The 22,222-nt window shown below is 57.8% G+C and carries 11 protein-coding genes, 1 tRNA gene, 2 rRNA genes and 1 pseudogene (1 of these 15 cut by a window edge); 7 read left to right on the forward strand and 8 right to left on the reverse strand.

Annotation, left to right across the window (positions count from 1 at the left end):
- The 3 genes from RLCC275e_RS22045 to RLCC275e_RS22055 all read left to right on the forward strand — a co-directional run.
- Positions 1–2,483 (forward strand): 23S ribosomal RNA (locus tag RLCC275e_RS22045); it begins 460 nt to the left of the window's first position.
- Between the two features lie 220 nt (positions 2,484–2,703).
- Positions 2,704–2,818: ribosomal RNA gene (gene rrf, locus RLCC275e_RS22050) — 5S ribosomal RNA — on the forward strand.
- Positions 2,819–3,027: 209 nt separating this feature from the next.
- Positions 3,028–3,104: transfer RNA gene (locus RLCC275e_RS22055), tRNA-Met, on the forward strand.
- A 109-nt stretch (positions 3,105–3,213) separates the two neighbouring features.
- Here the strand turns inward: RLCC275e_RS22055 and RLCC275e_RS22060 are convergent.
- The 7 genes and pseudogenes from RLCC275e_RS22060 to RLCC275e_RS22090 form a co-directional block, all read right to left on the reverse strand.
- Positions 3,214–6,519: pseudogene (locus RLCC275e_RS22060) on the reverse strand (DEAD/DEAH box helicase).
- 124 nt (positions 6,520–6,643) lie between these two features.
- A complete protein-coding gene (locus tag RLCC275e_RS22065) occupies positions 6,644–8,296 on the reverse strand; it encodes a GNAT family N-acetyltransferase (RefSeq protein ID WP_033181037.1) in 1,653 nt (550 codons plus the stop codon).
- A gap of 268 nt (positions 8,297–8,564) precedes the next feature.
- On the reverse strand, positions 8,565–9,056 hold the full coding sequence (locus RLCC275e_RS22070; protein WP_003555717.1) for a hypothetical protein: 492 nt from the start codon (positions 9,054–9,056) through the stop codon (positions 8,565–8,567).
- Between the two features lie 119 nt (positions 9,057–9,175).
- Complete coding sequence (locus RLCC275e_RS22075; protein ID WP_033181038.1) at positions 9,176–10,525, reverse strand: HlyD family type I secretion periplasmic adaptor subunit; 1,350 nt, start codon at positions 10,523–10,525, stop codon at positions 9,176–9,178.
- Between the two features lie 5 nt (positions 10,526–10,530).
- Positions 10,531–12,831: a type I secretion system permease/ATPase gene (locus RLCC275e_RS22080; protein WP_033181039.1), complete on the reverse strand. Its 2,301-nt coding sequence runs from the start codon at positions 12,829–12,831 to the stop codon at positions 10,531–10,533.
- 25 nt (positions 12,832–12,856) lie between these two features.
- The gene (locus RLCC275e_RS22085; protein ID WP_033181745.1) at positions 12,857–14,884 is read right to left on the reverse strand and encodes a hypothetical protein; all 2,028 of its coding nucleotides are present in this window, start codon (positions 14,882–14,884) and stop codon (positions 12,857–12,859) included.
- 141 nt (positions 14,885–15,025) lie between these two features.
- Positions 15,026–15,982, reverse strand: coding sequence for a hypothetical protein (locus tag RLCC275e_RS22090; RefSeq protein WP_033181040.1), 957 nt, complete (start codon positions 15,980–15,982; stop codon positions 15,026–15,028).
- Positions 15,983–16,824: 842 nt separating this feature from the next.
- Here RLCC275e_RS22090 and RLCC275e_RS22095 point away from each other — a divergent pair.
- Entirely contained in the window at positions 16,825–17,607 is a 783-nt protein-coding gene (locus tag RLCC275e_RS22095) for a helix-turn-helix transcriptional regulator (protein ID WP_033181041.1), read from the forward strand.
- A gap of 19 nt (positions 17,608–17,626) precedes the next feature.
- Here the strand turns inward: RLCC275e_RS22095 and RLCC275e_RS22100 are convergent, their stop codons facing one another.
- Complete coding sequence (locus RLCC275e_RS22100) at positions 17,627–17,947, reverse strand: hypothetical protein (RefSeq protein ID WP_033181042.1); 321 nt, start codon at positions 17,945–17,947, stop codon at positions 17,627–17,629.
- Positions 17,948–18,336: 389 nt separating this feature from the next.
- Here RLCC275e_RS22100 and RLCC275e_RS22105 point away from each other — a divergent pair, with 389 nt between their 5' ends.
- Genes RLCC275e_RS22105 through RLCC275e_RS22115 form a run of 3 tightly spaced genes read left to right on the forward strand, consistent with a single transcriptional unit; the run spans position 18,337 to position 22,209 of the window.
- Entirely contained in the window at positions 18,337–19,359 is a 1,023-nt protein-coding gene (locus RLCC275e_RS22105) for a UDP-glucuronic acid decarboxylase family protein (RefSeq protein WP_033181043.1), read from the forward strand.
- 1 nt (position 19,360) lies between these two features.
- Positions 19,361–20,344: a UDP-glucose 4-epimerase GalE gene (gene galE / locus RLCC275e_RS22110; RefSeq protein ID WP_033181044.1), complete on the forward strand. Its 984-nt coding sequence runs from the start codon at positions 19,361–19,363 to the stop codon at positions 20,342–20,344.
- Positions 20,341–22,209, forward strand: a complete 1,869-nt coding sequence (locus tag RLCC275e_RS22115) for a glycosyltransferase family 2 protein (RefSeq protein ID WP_033181045.1) — start codon at positions 20,341–20,343, stop codon at positions 22,207–22,209. Before galE ends, RLCC275e_RS22115 begins: the two co-directional genes overlap by 4 nt.
- The last annotated feature ends 13 nt before the right edge of the window (positions 22,210–22,222 follow it).

Below are 22,222 nucleotides of genomic sequence, written 5' to 3' on the forward strand. Positions count from 1 at the left end.
CCAGTGGCAATTGTGATTAAAGTGGAACGCTCTGGAAAGTGCGGCCGTAGTGGGTGACAGCCCCGTACGCGTAGATATCATGATTGTCCTAGAGTAGGGCGGGACACGAGAAATCCTGTCTGAACATGGGGAGACCACTCTCCAAGCCTAAGTACTCGTGCATGACCGATAGCGAACAAGTACCGTGAGGGAAAGGTGAAAAGCACCCCGACAAGGGGAGTGAAATAGAACCTGAAACCGGATGCCTACAAACAGTCGGAGCCCGCAAGGGTGACGGCGTACCTTTTGTATAATGGGTCAACGACTTAGTGTAACAAGCAAGCTTAAGCCGGTAGGTGTAGGCGAAGCGAAAGCGAGTCTGAATAGGGCGATTTAGTTTGTTGCATTAGACCCGAAACCGAGTGATCTAGCCATGAGCAGGTTGAAGGTTGGGTAACACCAACTGGAGGACCGAACCCGCATCTGTTGCAATAGATTGGGATGACTTGTGGCTAGGGGTGAAAGGCCAATCAAACTCGGAAATAGCTGGTTCTCCGCGAAATCTATTTAGGTAGAGCGTCGAGCGAATACCCCCGGGGGTAGAGCACTGGATGGGCTATGGGGACTCACCGTCTTACTGATCCTAACCAAACTCCGAATACCGGGGAGTACTACTCGGCAGACACACGGCGGGTGCTAACGTCCGTCGTGAAAAGGGCAACAACCCTAACCTCCAGCTAAGGTCCCCAAGTCATGGCTAAGTGGGAAAGGATGTGAGGATCCCAAAACAACCAGGATGTTGGCTTAGAAGCAGCCATCATTTAAAGAAAGCGTAACAGCTCACTGGTCTAAATAAGGGTCTTTGCGCCGAAAATGTAACGGGGCTGAAGCCATGCACCGAAGCTGAGGATTTGCGAGCAATCGCAAGTGGTAGCGGAGCGTTCCGTAAGCTGATGAAGGGAGACCCGTGAGGGCTCCTGGAGGTATCGGAAGTGCGAATGTTGACATGAGTAACGATAAAGAGGGTGAGAGACCCTCTCGCCGAAAGACCAAGGGTTCCTGCTTAAAGTTAATCTGAGCAGGGTTAGCCGGCCCCTAAGGCGAGGCAGAAATGCGTAGTCGATGGGAACCACGTTAATATTCGTGGGCCTGGTGGTAGTGACGGATTGCACAAGTTGTTCATTCTTATTGGATTGGATGGGCAGCGGAGCGGTTCCAGGAAATAGCTCCACCGTATAGACCGTACCCGAAACCGACACAGGTGGTCAGGTAGAGTATACCAAGGCGCTTGAGAGAACTATGTTGAAGGAACTCGGCAAATTGCACGCGTAACTTCGGAAGAAGCGTGACCCCATGCTAGGCAACTATTATGGGGTGGCACAGACCAGGGGGTAGCGACTGTTTATCAAAAACACAGGGCTCTGCGAAGTCGCAAGACGACGTATAGGGTCTGACGCCTGCCCGGTGCTGGAAGGTTAAGAGGAGAGGTGCAAGCTTTGAATCGAAGCCCCAGTAAACGGCGGCCGTAACTATAACGGTCCTAAGGTAGCGAAATTCCTTGTCGGGTAAGTTCCGACCTGCACGAATGGCGTAACGACTTCCCCGCTGTCTCCAACATAGACTCAGTGAAATTGAATTCCCCGTGAAGATGCGGGGTTCCTGCGGTCAGACGGAAAGACCCCGTGCACCTTTACTATAGCTTTACACTGGCATTCGTGTCGGCATGTGTAGGATAGGTGGTAGGCTTTGAAGCGGGGACGCCAGTTTCCGTGGAGCCATCCTTGAAATACCACCCTTATCGTCATGGATGTCTAACCGCGGCCCGTCATCCGGGTCCGGGACAGTGTATGGTGGGTAGTTTGACTGGGGCGGTCGCCTCCGAAAGAGTAACGGAGGCGCGCGATGGTGGGCTCAGACCGGTCGGAAATCGGTCGTCGAGTGCAATGGCATAAGCCCGCCTGACTGCGAGACTGACAAGTCGAGCAGAGACGAAAGTCGGTCATAGTGATCCGGTGGTCCCGCGTGGAAGGGCCATCGCTCAACGGATAAAAGGTACGCCGGGGATAACAGGCTGATGACCCCCAAGAGTCCATATCGACGGGGTTGTTTGGCACCTCGATGTCGGCTCATCGCATCCTGGGGCTGGAGCAGGTCCCAAGGGTTTGGCTGTTCGCCAATTAAAGCGGTACGTGAGCTGGGTTCAGAACGTCGTGAGACAGTTCGGTCCCTATCTGCCGTGGGTGTAGGAATATTGACAGGATCTGTCCCTAGTACGAGAGGACCGGGATGGACATATCTCTGGTGGACCTGTTGTCCTGCCAAGGGCATAGCAGGGTAGCTACATATGGACGGGATAACCGCTGAAGGCATCTAAGCGGGAAACCCACCTGAAAACGAGTATTCCCTATCAGAGCCGTGGAAGACGACCACGTTGATAGGCCGGGTGTGGAAGTGCGGCAACGCATGAAGCTTACCGGTACTAATAGCTCGATTGGCTTGATCGTTCTCATTGACTATGCTCATCGAACTTCGTTCGATGTGCCAGACCTTTGTCCTGACGCGCCAATGGCGCTGCGGACGGCCCGCCAAACGATTGGCGACGGGCCTCTGGCCTGTATGGGTGCCACAAGCACCCGCAGCCGGAAGAGATCGAAAGACGTGTTCAAAAAAGAAAACAGGCTAACGCCTGCCAGCTTCTCAAAACATATAGTTGCGCTTTGCCGACCTGGTGGTTATGGCGGGGTGGCTGCACCCGTTCCCTTTCCGAACACGGCCGTGAAACGCCCCTGCGCCCATGGTACTTCGTCTTAAGACGCGGGAGAGTAGGTCGCTGCCAGGTCTGCAAAGCGCAACTAATCAATCTTCTCATCACAAAACAAACGGCCCAAAGCCGAAACAAAGGGCCGCTCACAAGCGGCCTTTCGTGTTAAAATGCATCAGCAGGAAAACACGAGACAAATTGCAAAAAGCAATTTGCTCGGGCAGTAAGAGTAAACCGCCAAAGCAGTTTACTCAGACGCGACAAATCCCTTCGGGATTTGCGCTAGGCGCGGGGTGGAGCAGCCCGGTAGCTCGTCAGGCTCATAACCTGAAGGCCGCAGGTTCAAATCCTGCCCCCGCAACCAAATCCCATAAAAACATCACTCAAAAGCCCGCCTCGCGCGGGCTTTTGCATTTTTGCTTACCGATAGGTCGAGGCAGGCATCCAGGTCGCGGTAATAGGATCTCGATCCTTCAGTTCAAATTCATTCGGGCCAGGAATTCTGCTGCCTGTATTGTCTCCAAGGCACTCGCTGTCTCCCTAAAGTAAGGCAAGGTTTCCCAGAGGGTGTGATCGCCGACGATATAGAAGCGGCGTTTGGCGCGCGTCAGGGCAACGTTCAAAAGGTTCGGCTTCGATGCGGCCCAGGCTGCAGCCCCGCTATGAGCGGCATCGGCGCCGAGCACCATGAAAACCACGTCTTCTTCCTTGCCCTGGAAGGTATGCACCGTGCCGATCCTTTCCTTCAGCCACCTCGACAGTCTTGGCGGAGCCGAGCGCGTGTTTCCGCTCCAATCAACCCATGTTGCATGGGCCAGAGCCTGCTTCAGACTGTTCTTGATCTCCTTGAACGGCGAAATGATATAGAGGTCCGGCAATCCGCCGTCCCGGCGATAAGTGGCGGTGAGGAGATCGACGATGAGACGGCGGAGCGTCACCGGCCGGCCGGCGCTCTTCCAGCCCGAAGACCATCTTGTTCTGACAGGCGATCTGGTTGGCAAGGCCGAACATCGGATCGATGCAGCGCCGATGTACCCTGAGGGGGCTGCCGATCCAGAGCCCATCGGCCTCCTCGCCCGAGACCGTCGTCCCATAGCGGTTGGCGGCGTCGGCCTGCATCTGCACCGAGGCCCTGTTCGGCGAATATTGTCCTGCCGCTGTATGCGGCGAGAGAGCCGAAGTGGCGGTGATCAGCGCGCTTGGCAGCGTGAAGACCGGTTCGATCTGCTGGGGATCACCGATCACCATGACGCGCCGCGCCCGCAACAGGGCGCCGATGGCCGCTTGCGGGACCGCCTGACCAGCTTCATCGACGAACACCCAGCCGATCGAACCGGCGTCGAGACCGCGGAACTGCCGGGCAAAGGAGGCGAAGGTTGTCGAGACGATGGGAACGGTCATGAAAAGGCCCTGCCAGATCAAGGCAATGTGCTCGCCGTCGGCGGGGCCGTTGTTGGAAAGCAGTTTGTTGATGGCGACGATGTTCCCTCCAAAACCTCCGCCCTTCTTGCCCACATCCGCCAGCCACGCTTCATGCAGCGTCAACGCTGCTTCCAACAATGCCGAACGCAGACCTGCCAGTTCGTCCTGATGCCACAGACCGCCAATCTGGAACTGATCGCTCTCGAGATCGGTGAGGCGCCGAGGTAGGGTGGGATGATTGAGAATTTCCCCTAGGCGGTCAAATTCCTCCCTTTTCCGGGACCAGATTTCTCGTTGCGACCGCAGTGCCTGTTCGGCACGTCGATGTCTCCGCAAAGACTGTTCCAGCGCAGGTTTGAGTGCTTTCGCAAGGTGATGTTCGCATTCCGCCAGCGCCTTGCGCAGTTCCAGCTGTCTTCGTGCATTGGAGACGACATTGTGCCGATGTTGCCGGGCAGGGGTGGTCGACAGCACTTTCTCCCACCACGCGGGAGCGCCTCGGTCGAGCAGAAGTTCCTCCTCCTTCAGAGGAGACAAGCCTTCCCTGAGGCGGAGCATGTCGGCGGCAACCATATCGCATCGGTCCTGTGCGTGTCGAAGTTCGGCCGCAGCTGCTCTCACCTTTTCAAGCGCCTCGCGGCAGAAACCATCCTGCGAGACCAGGGCGATTTCGTCATGGAGATCGGCATAGCGTGCATATTCGCCGATCTTGTCGCCAACCACCTTGTCGGCAGCCTGAAATGTCGCCGACGCTTCGGCGAAGTTTGGTCCCTTATAACCCTTTAGCCACTCCCAGATGGTCTGTGGTTTGTCGGCACCGGACCAGCTGGGCTTCGGCCTTTCGGCGATCTCCATGAAGGCGAAACGTTCCTTGAAAGCTCGGCGATTCCGGGAATTGCCGAGCGCACAGGCGATCAGCCCCCATGGGCGGTCGCCATCGGAGAGCCTGACCACGGCTCCGTTGTCCTTCTGACAAGCGATTTTGTGCGCGATGGTCTGCAGATATTGGAATGAAGATGTTCTCGCGACAGAGCTTCGCTTCGGAAGGTCGCGCGAAATATTCTCCACGGCGGCGTTGTTGGAGGAGGCGACGACCATTTCGAATCCAGCCAGGGCCGGGATCAGCGCCGATATCGTGGCCGTGCTCCGGTCCGCGAAAGTGATGCGGCGCGGCGCGCCATCGAAGGCTTCGCGCGCCGTCTTCAAGGAGGCCAGGATGCGGGCGCGCCGAACGATATTATCCGCGAACATGTCGCGAAGCAGCGTCGTCTTTCCCGTTCCTGGCGGGCCGTTGACCGAGAACAGTCCCGTTTCTGACAGGTCGTCGATCGCCGAATTGATCGCGAACTGTTGCATCAGGCTCATGGCGTGGTGAGGTTCGCTGAGCCAGCGCCCGCGGTTGAGTTTTCCAGGATGCAAGGCCCGGACGATCGCCCGGCGTCCATCCTCCGAGTAGAGGTCGATCCGTTTCTCATGCGCCAGCGGGTGAGATATTGCCTGAGCGGCGCGGGGATATCGCCATGCGTGACGCGTATCATCGCCCGCTCGATGTCCTCGATGAAGAAGCTGTTCAGGATACCGATGTCGTCTTCAACACGTGTACTCTCATCCTCCTCGTCGTCGGCATTAAGCGCATTGCTTTCCAGCGGTGGCGGCAAGGAGATGACCTCGGGTTTTTCCACCCGGTCCCGGTAGCGTATTTCAACAACGGCGATGGGTTTCTCCTGCTTCGAGGCAAAGCCGGCCCAATCGCAGAGTAATTCATGCAGCGTCAGGATTTCGGCAGCATCGATCGGCTGATCGGTCATGTCCTCGGAGGACGAAGATCTCAGATGCCGCTGCGCCCGAAAGTTTTGAAGCAATTCCGTGAGTTGCCGCTTGCTGTCGGCAAATGCCTCGTAGCCGAGTGAGGAGAGGCCGGACTTCCGCACCCGTCCCAAAGCCCATGGAAGCGTGGAAACCGAAAATGTATCAAACATCGGCTCTCCCAAGGGAGAGAGCTGCAAGCTGGCAAAGCAGGTATCACCATCGAGGTCGCTGCGTTCGGCGTCGTCATATTCGGCGGTATCGGTCGCAACGCTATCGAAGTGTCTGCGAATATCGGCAATTTCGGATTTGCTGAAAACGCCGAGGAACAGGGTGAAACCCGTGATCTGCTTTTCCTCGGGGATCGCTGGACGGCTGAGTGCGGCACCGTCATCGCGGAGCGTTTTCGCATGCAACCAGAAAACACTTCGGCCTTCGCCGGAGACGATACGACTGGAGAGATCGTAAGGAATGAAGAACTCGATTTTGTGCCAGAAATCGAGAATGGCCAGAAGCCGTTCCCTTTCGGCGCCGTCTGCATTCGTCTGCATGACTTCTCACTGAGGAGTTGCAAAAATAGGCTCGCGCTTCTTTTAGCAACGATCGCAGCGCAAAATCAAAGACTGTGCGTCCCGGAGCCGCCGGACCGCATTTCCCCGCCATGGCGAAACCACATCAATGCAGACGTGGCCGGCGTCGCTCGCTGAGCTGCCGTCCTCGGTTCCAGCGGGCGATGGTCTCCGGCACGACGTCCGTCTTGCCAGCGGCAGGCTCGGTGATCGAGCGCAGGCGTTCAAGGGCAACACCCGCCTTGGCGGCATAATCGAGTGCGGTCGGATCGTCCGAATGCACGTCCTGGATTGCGGCGAAGACCGCCTCCGCCTCGGCTAGTCGTTTGCTGGCAGCAAGGGCGATACCACGCTTGTAATGCGCCTGGATGAGATGCGGCCCGATCTCGCCGACCCGGCGGAAAGTCTCTGCGGCATGGTCATATTGATGCAGGGCAAGCTGCGTGTCGCCAAGCCGCATTTGGATCGGCGTCGGATCGGGCGCTTGCTCGACAAGAGCCTTGTAGGCAGTCAGTGCCTCCGTCAGTTTGCCTCGGTCGAACAGCAGATTGGCAAGCCCGAATTCCGCGCCGGTATGCCCTGGCGCCGATTGCAGAACCTGGTTGAAGGCGATCTCCGCCTTGCTCCGGGCTCCATTGCGATACATGTCGAGCGCCTGTTCATAGACGAAACGAATGCTGCGCGGGTTGAGCACGCCATGCAGGTTCTGGCCGTTGCGGGTGCGGAACAAGGTGCAGCTGATCCGCCTTTCCTCCACCCCGAACATATATTTATAGGGTTCGTTTCCGCGCAGGAAGTCATAGGTCTTGAAGCCCTGCTCGATCGCCCGCCGGATGCAGTAGCCATGCAGGATGAGGCCGGGAGACGGTGTCTTCCAGTTCTCATCGCGGCCGGTGATATAGAAGAGGATGGCCTTCTTCTGCCGATCGACGATATTCGCCAGCGCGCCGAGCGGCTGGTCGCCACACCAAAGGACCGGCACCTCGAGATTGCCGCTGTTGAAACTGTCCATCAGCATCTCGCGCGTGGTGATGATCAGCCGCTCGGTCCGCTCCGCGCCTTTACGGGCACTCCATTTGATCCGCCAGAGATTGAAGAGGATGTCCAGGTCCCGATCGATGGTCTCGGGAGTTGCCATCGTGATCCGGTAAATATCGTCGCCTTCGATCTTGCGCAGGAACCGCCGGAGCTTCTGGCGCGTCTGGCTGCTCATGCGCTGCTCGAGATAGTCGTCGAAGCTTGCCGGCAGGGGGACGATGGGACAGATCGTATTGTCGATATTCTCACTGTTCTTGGGCGAGCTGTCGCGAAACATCACCTCCGGTCCTTGCAGCGCCTCGATCATCTTCTCGCGCCGGCTGGCAGGACCGCTGAAATATTCGAGTTTCAGGTCGGTCCAGTTCTGATGTTTGATAAACGAAGCAAAACCGGCAATGGCATGATGCTCGTAGTCCGGCCTGACGATGAAGCCGGTATAATCGGCCGCAAAATTTCCGGCCATGATGATCTCGTCGTAGAAGAGCCCGGTCTTTTCGTTCAGATGCGTGATGAGGCGCAGCGGAAAGAAGGCGACATAGGGTGCTTCGGGATCGCGTTCGCGAAGGGCGAGGATGAACCAGCGGCGTCGGCGGAACAGATAGTTCTTCAGCCATATCCAGGAGAGGAAATGCTGCGCGTCTGGATCTTCCAGGAAGACCTGATCCCAGTTCTCGCGTACCGCCTCGAACCCCGCAATGGTATCGATGATATCTATGCGCATGTCCGCCCCCAATACCCCATACGTCACTCGGGAGGTTTCATTCTAATGGGAAACACCGATCTTCAAATAAACCGTCCGGATGATTTGAGGCGCCTAAATGGGATTAGTCCTGAGCCGACGCATAACCCAAAATCGCAATCGGTTTTGGTAAAATCATACACAGATTCAAAGTGATAGAGCGAAACGCGTCCTGAAGGATGCCGCTCTTCAACGAACCTCGCCCGAAAGTGCGCAGCGGTTTTGAGAACATGAGTACATAAGGATTAGATCAGAGTTCGCCGGAGATCCGCGGGCTCGCATGGATAAAGGCCCAGAGCGTCCGGCTGATGGCGACGATCTCGGCGATCGACTTTTCCAGAAGGTCGAGCTCGCGCGCGTCCATCTGTTCGATCTTGCCGTAGCGGATCTGCTTATCGTCCTCGACGAGCCGCATCAGCTGTGTGCTCGAGATCTCTCCCTTTTCGTCGAAGGAATAGATGCAGTGATTGTACTTGTTGCGTATCTTGGATTCTTTCTTAAGCCGCGACATGGCTGAAAGGATCGCCTTCCGGTCGGTAGGGGAGGTCGAAGCGAGCTTGGACAGCCGTTCGATGAGATCGATCCGTGCGCGCGTCGTGTTGAGCGTCAGGAACACGACGATCGCTGCATCCTTTTCCACCCGGAGAAGATGGGCGATGATGTAGATCAGCAGGCTTTCGGTGTTCGTCCAGACATAGTTCAGGCGGCCGACCCGCAGCAGGACATCGGACATCGCCGCCATGCTTGACCCTTTCTCCCCGGAGGGAATCCATCCCTCAAGGGATGACATGTGGACATTACATCAGAATAACGCGCAAGTCCGTCATATCTACAGGTCCGCCCGTGCCGGATCGCGAGCGATCAGCGCTCCTTGAAGGCTCTGGACATGCTGTCGGTGATCGGTTTGCTCAGATATTCGAAGAAGGTGCGTTCCGACGTCTGAATCAGCACTTCGGCCGGCATGCCGGGAACGGGATGGAAATTGTGCACCCGCGCAATCTCGGAATCGGGTATTCCGACGCGGACGATATAGACGTCCTTGACCGAAGCTCCCGAATTTTCCTCGATCGAATCGGCTGAGACGTAGAAGACCTTGCCCTGCAGAACAGGGGTCGTGCGCCGGTTGAGCGCCGTGAGGCGGATCGAGGCCGTTTCTCCCTCATGCAGCTGGTCGATCGAGGTGCGCAGCACTTGCGCTTCCAGGATCAGCGGCACATGCGACGGCAGGATTTCCATGATCGGCTTTCCTGTCGTGATGACACCGCCGGCTGTGTGAAAATAGGAGCGCACCACCGTGCCTGACACCGGCGAACGGATAGTGGTACGTTGGAGCACGCCGGCGGCCTCGCGCATCTGTTCGCGCACACTGTCCAGATCGGTTTCGGCGGTCTCGAGCGCATCGAGTGCCGCCTGCTTGTTGGAGTTGACGGCGATGACGGCCTCCTGTCGGAATTTGGCGATCTCGGCCTCGCTCTCGTTGAGCTCGCCGTTCAGTCGAGCAATGTCGCCCATCGCATCGGCGATCGCCCGCTCGATTGCCAGCAGATCCGTCCTGCGCATATAGCCGACCTTGACCAGCCGAGCCTTGGAGTCGCGTTCCTCGGTCAGCAGCGACAGCTGCCTTTCGAAGGAATCTCGCTGGCCCCTATAGCCGGCGAACCGGAATTCCAGCGACGCGATGTTCTTCCCGATCAGATTGAGCTGCTCTTCGAGCTTGATCTGCTTGCTGTGGAAGACGACGTTCTGGCTCTGGATGATCGCGTTGATATCGGGATCGCTGGCCTCCTTCGTCACGATATCGGGAAGCTGGAGTTCACGCAGGCCCTGCGCTTCGGCACGGAGCCTTGCGACAATGGCTTCCAGGCGCAGGCGGCGAAGCTGCAGCATCCGCTCGTTTGAGCGGGATGCTGTGGGATCGAGGGTCAGCAGGATATCGCCTTCCTTGACCGTATCGCCTTCGCTGACGCGCATCTCCTTGATGATGCCGCCTTCCAGATGCTGGACGATCTTGTTGTTGCCGGTCGCGACGAAACTTCCCTGCGCGATAACGGCGGAGGCGAGCGGCGCCGTCGCCGCCCAGAAGCCGAAGCCTCCGAACGAGGTGAAGAGAACCGTCAGGCCGACGATGCTGTGCATCCGGATCGAGCGCGGCACGTCGCTATACCATTCGAGCTGCACCGGACCTGATGTCTCCTGATTTTTCCGTCCCATGTCGTTCATCCCTCGATGCGCGGTGCTTGTTGACCGTTATTGCCGTTGTTCTTGGAAAGCGCCTGCAGCACCTCGATCCTTTCACCGAACATGGCGACAGTGCCCTCCTTGAGCACGAGGATCTTGTCGACGCATTGGAGAAGAGCCGGGCGCTGGGTGATGGTGACGGTGGTGATGCCCTGCTTCTTGGCGTGTATCAGCGCCTTGGCAAGAGCTGCCTCGCCTTGTGTATCGAGGTTCGAGTTCGGCTCGTCGAGGACCACGAACTTCGGATTGCCGAAGAAGGCGCGGGCCAGCGCGATGCGCTGCTTCTGACCGCCCGAAAGCGGAGCGCCATCGGCCGCCACGATGGTTTCGTAGCCCTGCGGGAAGCCTGCGATGAGTTCGTGCACGTCGGCGAGCACTGCGGCCTCATAGATCTGGTGATCGTCGACGTCGTCACGCATGCGGCAGATATTGGCCTTGATCGTACCAGGAAAGAGCTGCACGTCTTGCGGTAGATAGCCGATGCTTTCGCCGAACTGGCGCTGGTCCCAGTTGCGCAGATCCATCAGGTCGAGGCGAACATTCCCCGACGTCGGGACGATCGAGCCGACGAGCATCTTGCCGAGCGTCGTCTTGCCGGACCCGGAATTACCGATGATCGCAAGTGATTCCCCCTTCCTGAGCGAGAACGAGATGCCGTTGAGAATGACCTTCTTCTGCGGCGGCGGCACGAAGAGAATGCGTTCGACATCCAGCCGGCCTTCGGGGTTGGGAAGACGCAGGCGCGGGAAGTTCAATGGGGAGTTCAACAGCAGTCCTTTGATCCTGCCATAGGCGGCTGCCGATCGGTTGAACTGATGCCAGCCTTCGATGGCGCCTTCGATCGGCGCCAAGGCGCGTCCCGAGATGATCGAGGACGCAATCACCATGCCGCCCGTCAGCTCGCCGGAGAGCGACAGATGCGCACCCCAGCCGAGCAGGGTGATCTGGGTGATCATGCGGCAAGCCTTCGATATGCCGGAGAAGATGATGTTGCGGTCCTGCGCTTCGACTTGCGATTTCAGCGAGCCCGCCGTTTCCCGGCCCCACATCTTCACCGCCTCGGGGATCATCGCCATTGCGTTGATAATCTGCGAATTGCGCGACATGGAATCGAGATGGAAATTTGCCCGGCTGAGATAGCCGTTGGATTCGGCAAATTGCCGGGCGGTGAATTTCTGGTTCAGGTAGGCGATCACGAAAAGCACTGCGCAGCAGGTCATGATGATGATGCCGAGATGCGGATGCACGAAATAGACGACGACCACGAAGAACGGCATCAGCGGTGCATCGAGAAACGCGATCAGCGTGCCGGATGTCAGGAAGCCGCGCAAAAGCTGCAGGTCCTGCAGCGTCTGATAATCCTTGCCGCTGCCATGCAGCGACGCCCTCGCCGCAGCGCTGAGGATCGGCGCGCCGAGCTGAACTTCGAGTTCCACCGCGGTGCGCATCAGGATGAAGCGTCGCACTGTATCCATGAAGGCCTGCAGTAGCACCGCGCCGAGCACGGCGATCGAGAGCATGACGAGCGTGTCGATGGAGCGGCTTGTCAGCACCCGGTCGGATATCTGGAAAAGATAAAGCGGTATCGCCAGCAGAAGGACGTTGATGGCGATCGTGAACATCATGACGACCACCATGTTGCGTCGTACGGCAGCCATGCCGCGGGAGAGGCTGGCGGCGAAATTCACAGGCTCGCTACGCTTGTGAAAACCGCCGCCGCTTCTGCCGCCCCCGCCCCCGTCGCCCCCGGGATCGGAATCCTTGCCGTTTCCGCCGCCGCCGGTGCGCAGCCGCCTGTCGTTCTCGCTGATCGGACCGCTCTCGCCCTCGATGGTCTTGCCGAAGGGCATCATCGGGCTCGCTTTGAGCTCGGTCTTCTCTTTCGGCAGCTCGGGGGTCACCCGCGCTTCGATCCGCGGTTGAACCGGTGCTTCCACCAGTTCTGCTGTCGCCGGGTTCTGCGCCACCGCGGCAGGAGGTGCTGTTTTCACGTTCGAGGCTTCTGGCGTCACCGTTTTCTGCGTCAGGGGCGGCTGAGTTGTCCTTGCGCCTCCGATATCGGCAGCCTCGCGTACCGCAACTTCAACCGTCTCCTTGCCGCCATCGTGAGACGAAGCAACGGCGCCGCTGAGCCTGCGAAGATTCTCGACCGCCTGGTCGATCGCGGAGATGCACACATCGCTCATCTCGCCTTCCGAGGGGGCAGCGGAAGGAATATTGCCCGACCTGAGATCGAGGGCGCTGCCTGCCGCAAAGATTTGTTTTGAAATCTGGTTCATCGTGGTTCCTCCGCAATACTCAAGGTCACGCGACCATGGCTTGCATTACGTCGGCGGGGTGCGCCGACGACCATGAAAAATCATGCCCGGCATTGATGACGCCGTCCGCAGAATCGCTGCCCCCCGGATCGTCGTTGTCGAGAAAGGCAATGACTTCGTTGGCGAGCCTGTCGTCGGCCGGCTGCGGCTGTGTCGTGTCATGCTCCACCAGCCCGCCCTGAATGAGGATGGCGTCTGAATAAAGCTGGCCTGCCAGATAGGTCGTCTGGCCGAAACTGTCGTAGTCGACGATCTCGGCGATGTTGATGACCGCATTGTTGCCTGTGTCGATTGTAACCGTTGCATCGGGATTGTTGTCGAGGATGGTCGATGCCGCCTGGGTCACATCGTCGGAATCGCCGAGAATGCTGACCTGCTTTATGATCGTCATGTCGTAGAGATTGCCGGTGATGTAGAGCACGTTGAGACCGGCATATCCCTGGAAATTCACGTCGAAGGACAGCCCTTCGGGCATATTGGGATCGCGATCTTCGATCGCCTTCTGCGTCTCGACAATATAGTCCGGCATGGCCGCGAACGGGCTGTCCGTCCCGACATTGTGGATCGAGGCGAAATTCCAGAGCAGGTTGTTGCCCGTCTGAATGTCGGCGCCGGGATCAACGCCGTCTTCCGCCCGCACCCAGTCATTGTCGTAGAGCAGCGAGATCTGCGTGATGCTGTTGATGTCGAGCACATTGCCGCCGATGATCACCAGATCATACTGCATGCCCATCCCGAAAAAGGAGGAGACGTTGATGGAGGTGTTGCCGCCCGTCAGAACCGTGGCTTCGGATCCCGAGGTGGTGACCGTCATCGTATCGTTGTCGCTGACGAAGTGATATTGCTCGATCCACTGGACGAAAGAGACGTCGCCGTCGATGACGCTGACGCGCCAGCTGGTCGGGAAGGTCGGCTCGGCAACATCAGTATCGGCATGGCTCGATGCTTCGAAGGTGCTGTGTTCGAAGAGGGCGATATTCTTGGCGACAGTTCCCGCGTCTTCGGCGGAATGGCCGGATGAATGCAGCGTTGAAGCAATATCGTCGTTGTCGCTGTAGACAAAGGCCTGGGAGATCGCGTCGATCTGGTGATAGTTGCCCATCACCGCCGTGACCGAAGCGATGACGCCGGTATTGATCACCGAGGCGACGCTGACAAGGAGATTTGCACCGGCGGTCACATCAAGGCTGTCGCCGCTCGGGTCGGTCTGTTCGACGGACGAATTGCTGTCGTCGGGTTCCTCCAGGAGCTTGGCGAGTCCGCGGTCGGGCAGGAAGTCGTCGAGGACAGGGATATCGGTCGTCTCCTCGCCGTTGACATAGACCGTGTCGTTCTTGGGGGCGGTGGTGATGAAATCATGCGTCGCGTCGCCGGTGCCGGGCGAGGCCGGGCCACTGTCCTTGCTGTTCTGTATATAGCTTTCGAGATCCTCGGCGATCTTCAGCGCGCCATCATACGTATCGGTGCGGTGGAGGCTCGCAAAAGGCGTGAAGATCTCGGCCTTGGCGCTGAAATCCGCGAGCCGCTCGATGACGAAACTCGTGTCTCGAGGCGCATGGACACCGTCCGTCATATCGAGATAATCGTCGTCGTAAAGGACGTTGACCTGGAGGACATGACTGATTGCCGAACCAGGTCCGGCAAAGACGGTCAGTTCCGGCTCATCCGTCAGCACGATATCCGTAGGATCGCCGAAATGCGGTAACGGGATGTCTTTTCCGGCAATCGCTGCCAGCTTCTCGAGGCTCTCTTCGAAGACGCGGCCGAAATGGCGCGTCGGACCATATTCGATATCGTAGCTGCCGCTTTTGTAAATGACGCCCGGATCGTAGTCCTTGAGCTGGAGATCGGAAGAGAAGGCGGGGGTAAAGGCATCCTGATTCGGCAGGGCCGGTCCATCCGCGCCCGGTCCTGCGCCTTCGGCATAATTGGTGCGCAGCCTCATCTCGTCGGTCGTCATCTCGAAGAGACCGATGAAGTGCGCAATGATTTCCGAAATCTTCTCGATATGCATGGTTCGGCCCTCCCATTCGAAATGACGATCGGCCTTGGAGGCGCCCGCCGGGAGCCGTGCTGTGGTCGTCAAATCGTTTTCAAGCAGTCAAACTGCACCGGCTTGAGCCGGTGCAGTTCTCTTGGTCTTTGGAGGTCAGTGTCAGGTGCTGGTATCCTCGCCGACGTCGGAGACATGAGAATTGCCGCCGATGACGCTGGAGTCGACCGTATTGCTGAGCAGGTTCGCACCCTGAACGAGCTCGAGGTGGAAGCCGGAATTGGCAAGGATGGCCGAAGCATCGGCCGCGCTCGAGCCAGTGGCATCGTCGCCAGCCTTGAGATCCCAGCCCTTGCCGTCCATCTCCATGCCTTCTGCGCTGCTGGCGTCGCCGCCATCGGCCTTGAGGTGGTTATCGGCATGCTGGTTGTTCATCGTGGTGTTCCAGGCATTATCCTGGTCGGCCAGATGGTTCGCCTGGATTGCGCTGAAGCCGCTGTCGTTGCCTTCGCCGGTTAGCGAATTGTTGAGGATGCTGTCGACGTCGAGAGTGAACGAGAAGTCGTCCCCGAGATTGAAGGTGAGGTCGTGTCCGGCAACGCCGAGGTTGGAGTCCTTGACGTCCTCGATGACGGCGAAGTCTGTGTCCGTCTTGTTGAAGCTGTCGGAGGTGTTGTTGCTGTCGGAGACCGTCTTCGTATCCGTATCCGTCTCCGTAACGGTCTTGATATCGGTGTCGGTCACGGTCTTCGTATCGGTGTCTGTGATTGTCTTGGTGTCGGTGTCGGTGTCGTTGTCGCTGTACGACTTGCTATCATAGCTCCAGTCGTAGTCGTTATTGGAGTCGGTAATCGTCGTGGTCTTGGTGCTCGTATCGTCGTCGGACTTGTAGCTCCAGTCATATTCGTTGTCGCGGTTGTTGCCATTGTTGGCGGCGACATCGATCTCCGCTTTGACGTCCACGTCGACGCTATTGTCGGTATTGTCGCGATTGTCGCCATTGGCGACGCCGCCAACATAACCGGTCGAATCGTCTTCGATTTCAGTCGAATTGATCGCGCTATTGGCAAAGCCGTCGGCAAGCGCCCCGACCTTCGTGATTTCGGTTTCGTCAGACATTGCATTCTCCAGAAAAAACCGGAGCAGCTTTTCGAAATCCCTCTCATCTCAAATGGGATTTTACTCGCGCTCGCTCCGATGCGGTTAACATCGGCAGATGTATTCGATACTAGCCATCTGCAGCATCGTCGCGATTTGTTGATCAAATCGTTGGTATTGGGAACGTACGTACTTAGTACAAGGTCGCACATATCCGGCTCCGCATCCTCAGAAGGATAAGGAGTATTCAGGCATGCTTTTCGTTGAGTTGCCCTGCTTGGAGGCCAAGTATCAAATACGCATGACAATACCTGGATTTTCCATGTCGCCACTTGGACGACGATCACAGATTGCTGGAAAAAATATGGATCCGATAGATACCAATTTGGGCTAAGGCGGATCTGCCATGCCCGGCTAGCCCTGGATAGCCCCTGTCGTTAGAGCGTTAAGGATCTCTTCTGCAGCAGCGTCGGCGAGCAACGAGAATCCGGGGCTCCCCGGCATTCGCTGCCGGGTTGAGGGGCACGTCTCGATCTTTCCCCGTCCAATATCCGGTTACCGTGCATGACGAAAATATGACAATCTGTACTGAAATATTACATTAAGCCGATCATCTATAGTCAGAGCAAATATAGCCTTTAAGTATCTATCGAAGTAAAATACAACCAACGCTTTGTATCGTATCGTTTTTCGTCCGCTAAAACTAATCACTTTGGGCCATTTCCTTCCTTCTCAATCCGTATTAACATAATTAAGAAATGTCTAAAAAATAAAGCGATGCTATTGGGGGGCGACATTTCATACTATCTAATACCCGCCATCGCTCCACGTTTGAGTAAAGTGTAACGCTAGGGGAGGCGTATATGTTCATGACAGGGTCTGGGATGGAGAATGCGGACCAAGGAAGGAAGTTGAGTTCGTCTGGAGATACTATACTAGTCGTAGCCAAGGCGGATCTGTTTTCAGAATGCATGGTAGAAGCACTGGCAAAGAAATTTCCGAACTGTGAAGTAGCAAGCATAACGAGCACAAAGCCGATGCTGGAAAAAGATACCAGCGATATGAAGCTCGTTTTATTCTATCATATACCTGGCCCTGAGCTTCAAGAAGCGCTGCAGGCTGCCCGCGAAAACCACCCTGAAACCTCGATCGGACTTGTCGTCGAAGCGATCGACATGCTCGAGCCCTATGTCAGCCGGCTGGTGGAGGCAAGGATCATCGATGGCGTCCTGCCGCTTAACCTCCGGCTCGACGTCTTCATGGCCGCTGTCGATCTACTGTTGAAGGGCGGCGAACATTTTCCGTCAGCACTTCTCAACCGTCTCAACAACAAGAACGTCCAGCTGGAGCCTTCGCTCTATCAGACAAAATCGGTCGATGCGGCCCGTAACAATGCGCTCAAGCTGAGACGCGACAGCATCTCCGCTTTGACCACGCGGGAGGTTCAGATTCTGGATCTCATCTGCAAGGGGACGCAGAACAAGATCATCGCCGATAAGCTGCATCTTTCGGAAAACACCGTGAAGGTTCACGTCCGCAACATCTATAAGAAGATGAACGTCCGAAACCGCACGGAAGCGGCATCCCGCTTCTTCAATGAACACCCTGCCGGCGAAGACGATATGTCCGGCCGGTGGCGCAATTGATGTAACGATCCGTTTTGCTTCAGATAGAGGGTCGCGCAAAGCAGCGCGACTTCTGTCCGAAGCCGCTTGGAGAGCAGATATATGGCGCTGAGCCGTAATAGGTGACAGCGCGGGCCGTTACCCCGGCCGGGCGCTCGGCGTGATTTTCCGGATAGGCATAGGCCTTGGAGGCGCGCGGCGCCTCAACCACGACGATATTCTTCTTCGCGACGACCGCGATATCGTCATCAACGACCGCGCAAGCCGTTGGTCCGATCGCAACAAGCGTCGCACCCCAGACGAACATCGCCAAGCGGAAACGCCGGCCTTTCAGCTGCGCTGTATCTTGTTTTTCTAACATGGCCAAACCCCTCGCATATGGCGCTTCCCGATGCAAGACCGGCCGTGCAGGTGAGCGCGGCCGACCTCCCGCCTTCCCTCGTATATTAGCTGCATTGAGTGAAGCTTAAGCGGCGATTGAGAGGCGTTGTTGCGGTCAGAAAATGACTGGAGTGATTAATCATTCGTTATCTTGAAGAATACTTGTGTAATTATTTTGGATACTTGGAGTTTTTAAAGTTGACCTTCACGCTGATCGTCTTATCATTTGAGTAGTAATTCGGTTATGCAAAGAATAACTACAAAAGTTATTCAGATATTGATAGGGGGTTCACGAACATCCAGGCGGATAAGGAAGACTTTAGGCGCATAAATAAATCAAAAGACTAAATACATGGGAAGGAGTTTGTAATGCGTAGTTTCGTTCCCAACGAAGGCTATTCTGAAGCGTCAGGCGTACCGGTACCGCAAGCGTTGCGCACCGTTCTTGTGAATGGCGGGGGAGGCTTCCTCGGTTCACATCTCTGCGAAAGGCTTCTACAGCGCGGCCACCGTGTCATATGCCTCGATAATTTTTCCACCGGCCGCCGTGCGAATGTCGACCATCTTGCGTCGAACACACGCTTCCACATCGTCGAGCACGATGTTAGGCAGCCCTTCGATATCGACGCGTCGCTCATCTTCAATTTCGCCTCTCCCGCCTCTCCGCCGGATTATCAGCGGGATCCTGTGGGAACGCTGCTCACCAATGTGCTCGGCGCCGTCAACACCCTTGATTGCGCGCGAAAGACCGGTGCGATCGTTGTCCAGTCGTCGACGTCGGAGGTTTATGGCGACCCCATCCACAGCCCGCAGCACGAATCCTATTGCGGCAATGTCAACCAGATCGGACCGCGCGGCTGCTACGATGAGGGCAAGCGCAGCGCCGAAACCCTGTTTTTCGACTATCACAGGACTTATGGCGTCGACATCAAAGTCGGCCGCATCTTCAACACCTATGGACCGCGCATGCGCCTGGATGACGGGCGGGTGGTTTCCAATTTCATCGTGCAGGCCCTACGCAACGCGGATCTGACGATCTACGGCGATGGTCAGCAGACCCGTTCTTTCTGCTATGTCGACGATCTTATCGAAGGTTTCCTGCGTTTTTCGGCTGCCGGCAACGCCTGCAACGGCCCGATCAACCTCGGCAATCCAGCCGAAATGACCGTTCGACGCCTGGCGGAAATCATCCGGGATCTGACGAACTCGCGTTCCCGGATCGTCCACCTGCCGGCGGTCACGGACGACCCCCGTCAGCGGCGGCCGGATATTTCCCGGGCCATGGCCGAGCTGGACTGGCAGCCCCGCATCGGCCTCGAAACCGGCTTGGCTCGCACCGTCGACTATTTCGACGGTTTGCTCGCCGGCACAGAGAAGGCGGAGGTCGTATGAGATGCCCCGCTACATTCTCGTCACCGGCGGCGCCGGTTTCATAGGCAGTCATATCTGCAAAGCGCTGTCGCGCGCCGGCATGATCCCGGTTACCTACGATAATCTCTCGACCGGACATACCGACAGCGTTCGCTGGGGGCCGCTCATCCGTGCGGAACTTGCCGACGTAGCCACGCTGCGCCGGACTCTTGCGGAGTTTTCGCCCGATTGCGTCATCCATTGCGGTGCCAATGCCTATGTCGGCGAATCCGTCGACATGCCCAGGAAATATTACCGGAACAACGTCGTGGGCAGTCTGACGTTGCTTGAGGCCTGCCTCGACCAGGATATCGACCGGATCGTCTTTTCGAGCAGTTGCGCCACCTATGGCGTTCCCGCCTCGCTGCCGATACGGGAGGAAAGCTTGCAGCACCCGGTCAATCCCTATGGACGCACCAAGCTGATCTTCGAAATGGCGCTCGAGGATTTTGCCGCTGCCTACGGCATCCGCTTCGCCACACTGCGTTATTTCAATGCGGCTGGAGCCGATCCAGACGGCGAACTCGCCGAGCGCCATCAACCCGAGACCCATCTCATTCCGCGCGCCCTCCTCGCCGCTGCCGGCAGGCTGGAGCGGCTCGATATCTTCGGCACCGATTATGCGACCGAGGACGGAACCTGTGTTCGCGACTATATTCATGTCAGCGATCTCGCGCAGGCGCATCTCGCCGCCGTCAATCATCTGTTGGCGGACGGCGGCTCGCTCAGCATCAATCTCGGCTCCGGCCGGGGCACCTCGGTGCGCGAGATTCTCGAGGCGATCCATCGCGCCAGCGGCCGCGAAGTCCCTGTGCGTTATCGCTCCCGCCGCGTCGGCGATCCGCCGATCCTCTTTGCCAATACCGCAAGGGCGAAAGCGGAACTCGGCTTCGCACCGGCTTTCTCGGATATCGATACGATCATCCGCACCGCCGGTCCCACCTTCGGGCTGGAGATGGGGGCATGAGCAACGTCTCGCAAATCGGCCATGGCGTCAGGACGGCCAAAGCAGCCACTGCTGATGCATTCGATCCTGTTTTCACCGGCTGGAACCGTGTCGCCTATGGCTTCGGTATCTTCTGCTGGCTGACAGCACTCGGCTATTTCTGGATCTGGTGGTGCCAGTCCGCCCATATCATTTCCTGGGCCGCCTTTGTGCTTATCACCCTCGTGCTTGCCTGGATCACGCTCGTGCCGGCCTATTTTATCCTGATCTTCCTCGACGCGAGAACGGTCAGCGCTCGGGCAGGATTGCCGGAAGGGCGGGTGGCAATGGTCGTCACCAAGGCGCCGTCCGAGCCCTTTGCCGTCGTCCGCGCCACGCTGCAGGCGATGCTCGACCAGACCGGCGTCGATTTCGACGTCTGGCTGGCCGACGAGGATCCTTCGGAGGAAACCAGGCGCTGGTGTGCGGCGCACGGCGTGCTGATCTCCACCCGAAAGGGCGTTGCGGAGTATCATCGCACCGCCTGGCCGCGTCGGACGCGTTGCAAGGAAGGCAACCTCGCCTATTTCTACGACCATTTCGGCTATGCGCGCTATGATTTCGTCGCCCAGTTCGATGCCGACCATGTGCCGACGCCAACCTACCTCCGTGAAGTCCTGCGCCCCTTTGCCGATCCCGGCATCGGTTATGTCTCCGCTCCCAGCATCTGCGATGCCAATGCGGGCGCAAGCTGGGCGGCGCGCGGCAGGCTCCATGCCGAGGCAAGCCTGCACGGTTCGCTGCAGACCGGTTACAATAATGGCTGGGCGCCCCTATGCATCGGTTCCCATTATGCGGTTCGCACTGCCGCGCTTCGTCAGATCGGCGGCCTCGGCCCCGAACTTGCCGAAGACCATTCGACGACGTTGATGATGAATGCCGGTGGCTGGCGTGGCGTGCATGCCGTCGATGCGATCGCTCATGGAGACGGACCGGCGAACTTCACCGATCTCGTCGTCCAGGAATTCCAGTGGTCGCGCAGCCTGGTCACCATTCTGTTGCAACATTCCCGCCGCCACATCATGCACCTGCCCTGGCGGCTGAGGTTCCAGTTCGTGTTCTCGCAGCTCTGGTACCCGCTCTTTTCCGCCTTCATGGCCATGATGTTCCTGCTGCCGCTCGCCGCGCTGCTGACGGGCCGTGTCTTCGTCAATGTTACCTATCCGGATTTCCTGCTGCATTTCGTGCCGATGTCGATCGTGCTGACGCTGTTTGCCTTCTTCTGGCGGGCAACGGCAACCTTCAGGCCGCACGATGCGAAACTGTTCGGCTGGGAAGGGCTTGCTTTTATCTTCCTGCGCTGGCCGTGGTCGCTTGCCGGCAGCCTCGCCGCGCTTCGCGACTATATCTGTGGCTCTTTCGTCGATTTCCGCATCACGCCGAAGGGAAGGCAGCAGCAGCGATCTTTGCCGATGCACGTCATCGCGCCCTATATCGGGCTCGCCGGGCTGTGCGCAGCCGCCATGGTGCTGGCCAGTGAGGCCGCTGCCGCCCAGGGCTTTTATATTTTCGCGGAGATGAATCTTTTGATCTATCTGTCGCTGACGGTGCTGATCGTCATTCGCCACGCGATCGAGAACGATCTGCCGCGGTTGCCGCAATCACGCGGGCTTTGGCTTGCGACGGCCACGGGGCTTGCGATCTGCATCACCGGCGGCATGCAGGCGGGCGGGCATGGTCTGCATAGCCTCGAGGCCCTTTCCCACGGCCAGACATTCATCAGTTTCAGCCAATCGCAGTTTGCCGTGGCCGGAGCCGGTGTCGGCGGCGGCAAGACCAGGATCGTGAAGTTCCGCCTCAGATGGAATGGGTTCGGAAGCGCGGGACGGGACGAACAAGGTGTCTGAGCCGGCGGAACCG

It is taken from the genome of Rhizobium brockwellii (genome assembly GCF_000769405.2).
Lineage (GTDB): Bacteria > Pseudomonadota > Alphaproteobacteria > Rhizobiales > Rhizobiaceae > Rhizobium > Rhizobium brockwellii.

Bases quoted from the DNA above. Each gene is read 5' to 3' on its own strand.
- RLCC275e_RS22065 (WP_033181037.1), bottom strand. From the start codon at position 8,296: ATGCGCATAGATATCATCGATACCATTGCGGGGTTCGAGGCGGTACGC.
- RLCC275e_RS22070 (WP_003555717.1), bottom strand. From the start codon at position 9,056: ATGGCGGCGATGTCCGATGTCCTGCTGCGGGTCGGCCGCCTGAACTAT.
- RLCC275e_RS22075 (WP_033181038.1), bottom strand. From the start codon at position 10,525: ATGGGACGGAAAAATCAGGAGACATCAGGTCCGGTGCAGCTCGAATGG.
- RLCC275e_RS22080 (WP_033181039.1), bottom strand. From the start codon at position 12,831: ATGAACCAGATTTCAAAACAAATCTTTGCGGCAGGCAGCGCCCTCGAT.
- RLCC275e_RS22085 (WP_033181745.1), bottom strand. From the start codon at position 14,884: ATGCATATCGAGAAGATTTCGGAAATCATTGCGCACTTCATCGGTCTC.
- RLCC275e_RS22090 (WP_033181040.1), bottom strand. From the start codon at position 15,982: ATGTCTGACGAAACCGAAATCACGAAGGTCGGGGCGCTTGCCGACGGC.
- RLCC275e_RS22095 (WP_033181041.1), top strand. From the start codon at position 16,825: ATGTTCATGACAGGGTCTGGGATGGAGAATGCGGACCAAGGAAGGAAG.
- RLCC275e_RS22100 (WP_033181042.1), bottom strand. From the start codon at position 17,947: ATGTTAGAAAAACAAGATACAGCGCAGCTGAAAGGCCGGCGTTTCCGC.
- RLCC275e_RS22105 (WP_033181043.1), top strand. From the start codon at position 18,337: ATGCGTAGTTTCGTTCCCAACGAAGGCTATTCTGAAGCGTCAGGCGTA.
- galE (WP_033181044.1), top strand. From the start codon at position 19,361: ATGCCCCGCTACATTCTCGTCACCGGCGGCGCCGGTTTCATAGGCAGT.
- RLCC275e_RS22115 (WP_033181045.1), top strand. From the start codon at position 20,341: ATGAGCAACGTCTCGCAAATCGGCCATGGCGTCAGGACGGCCAAAGCA.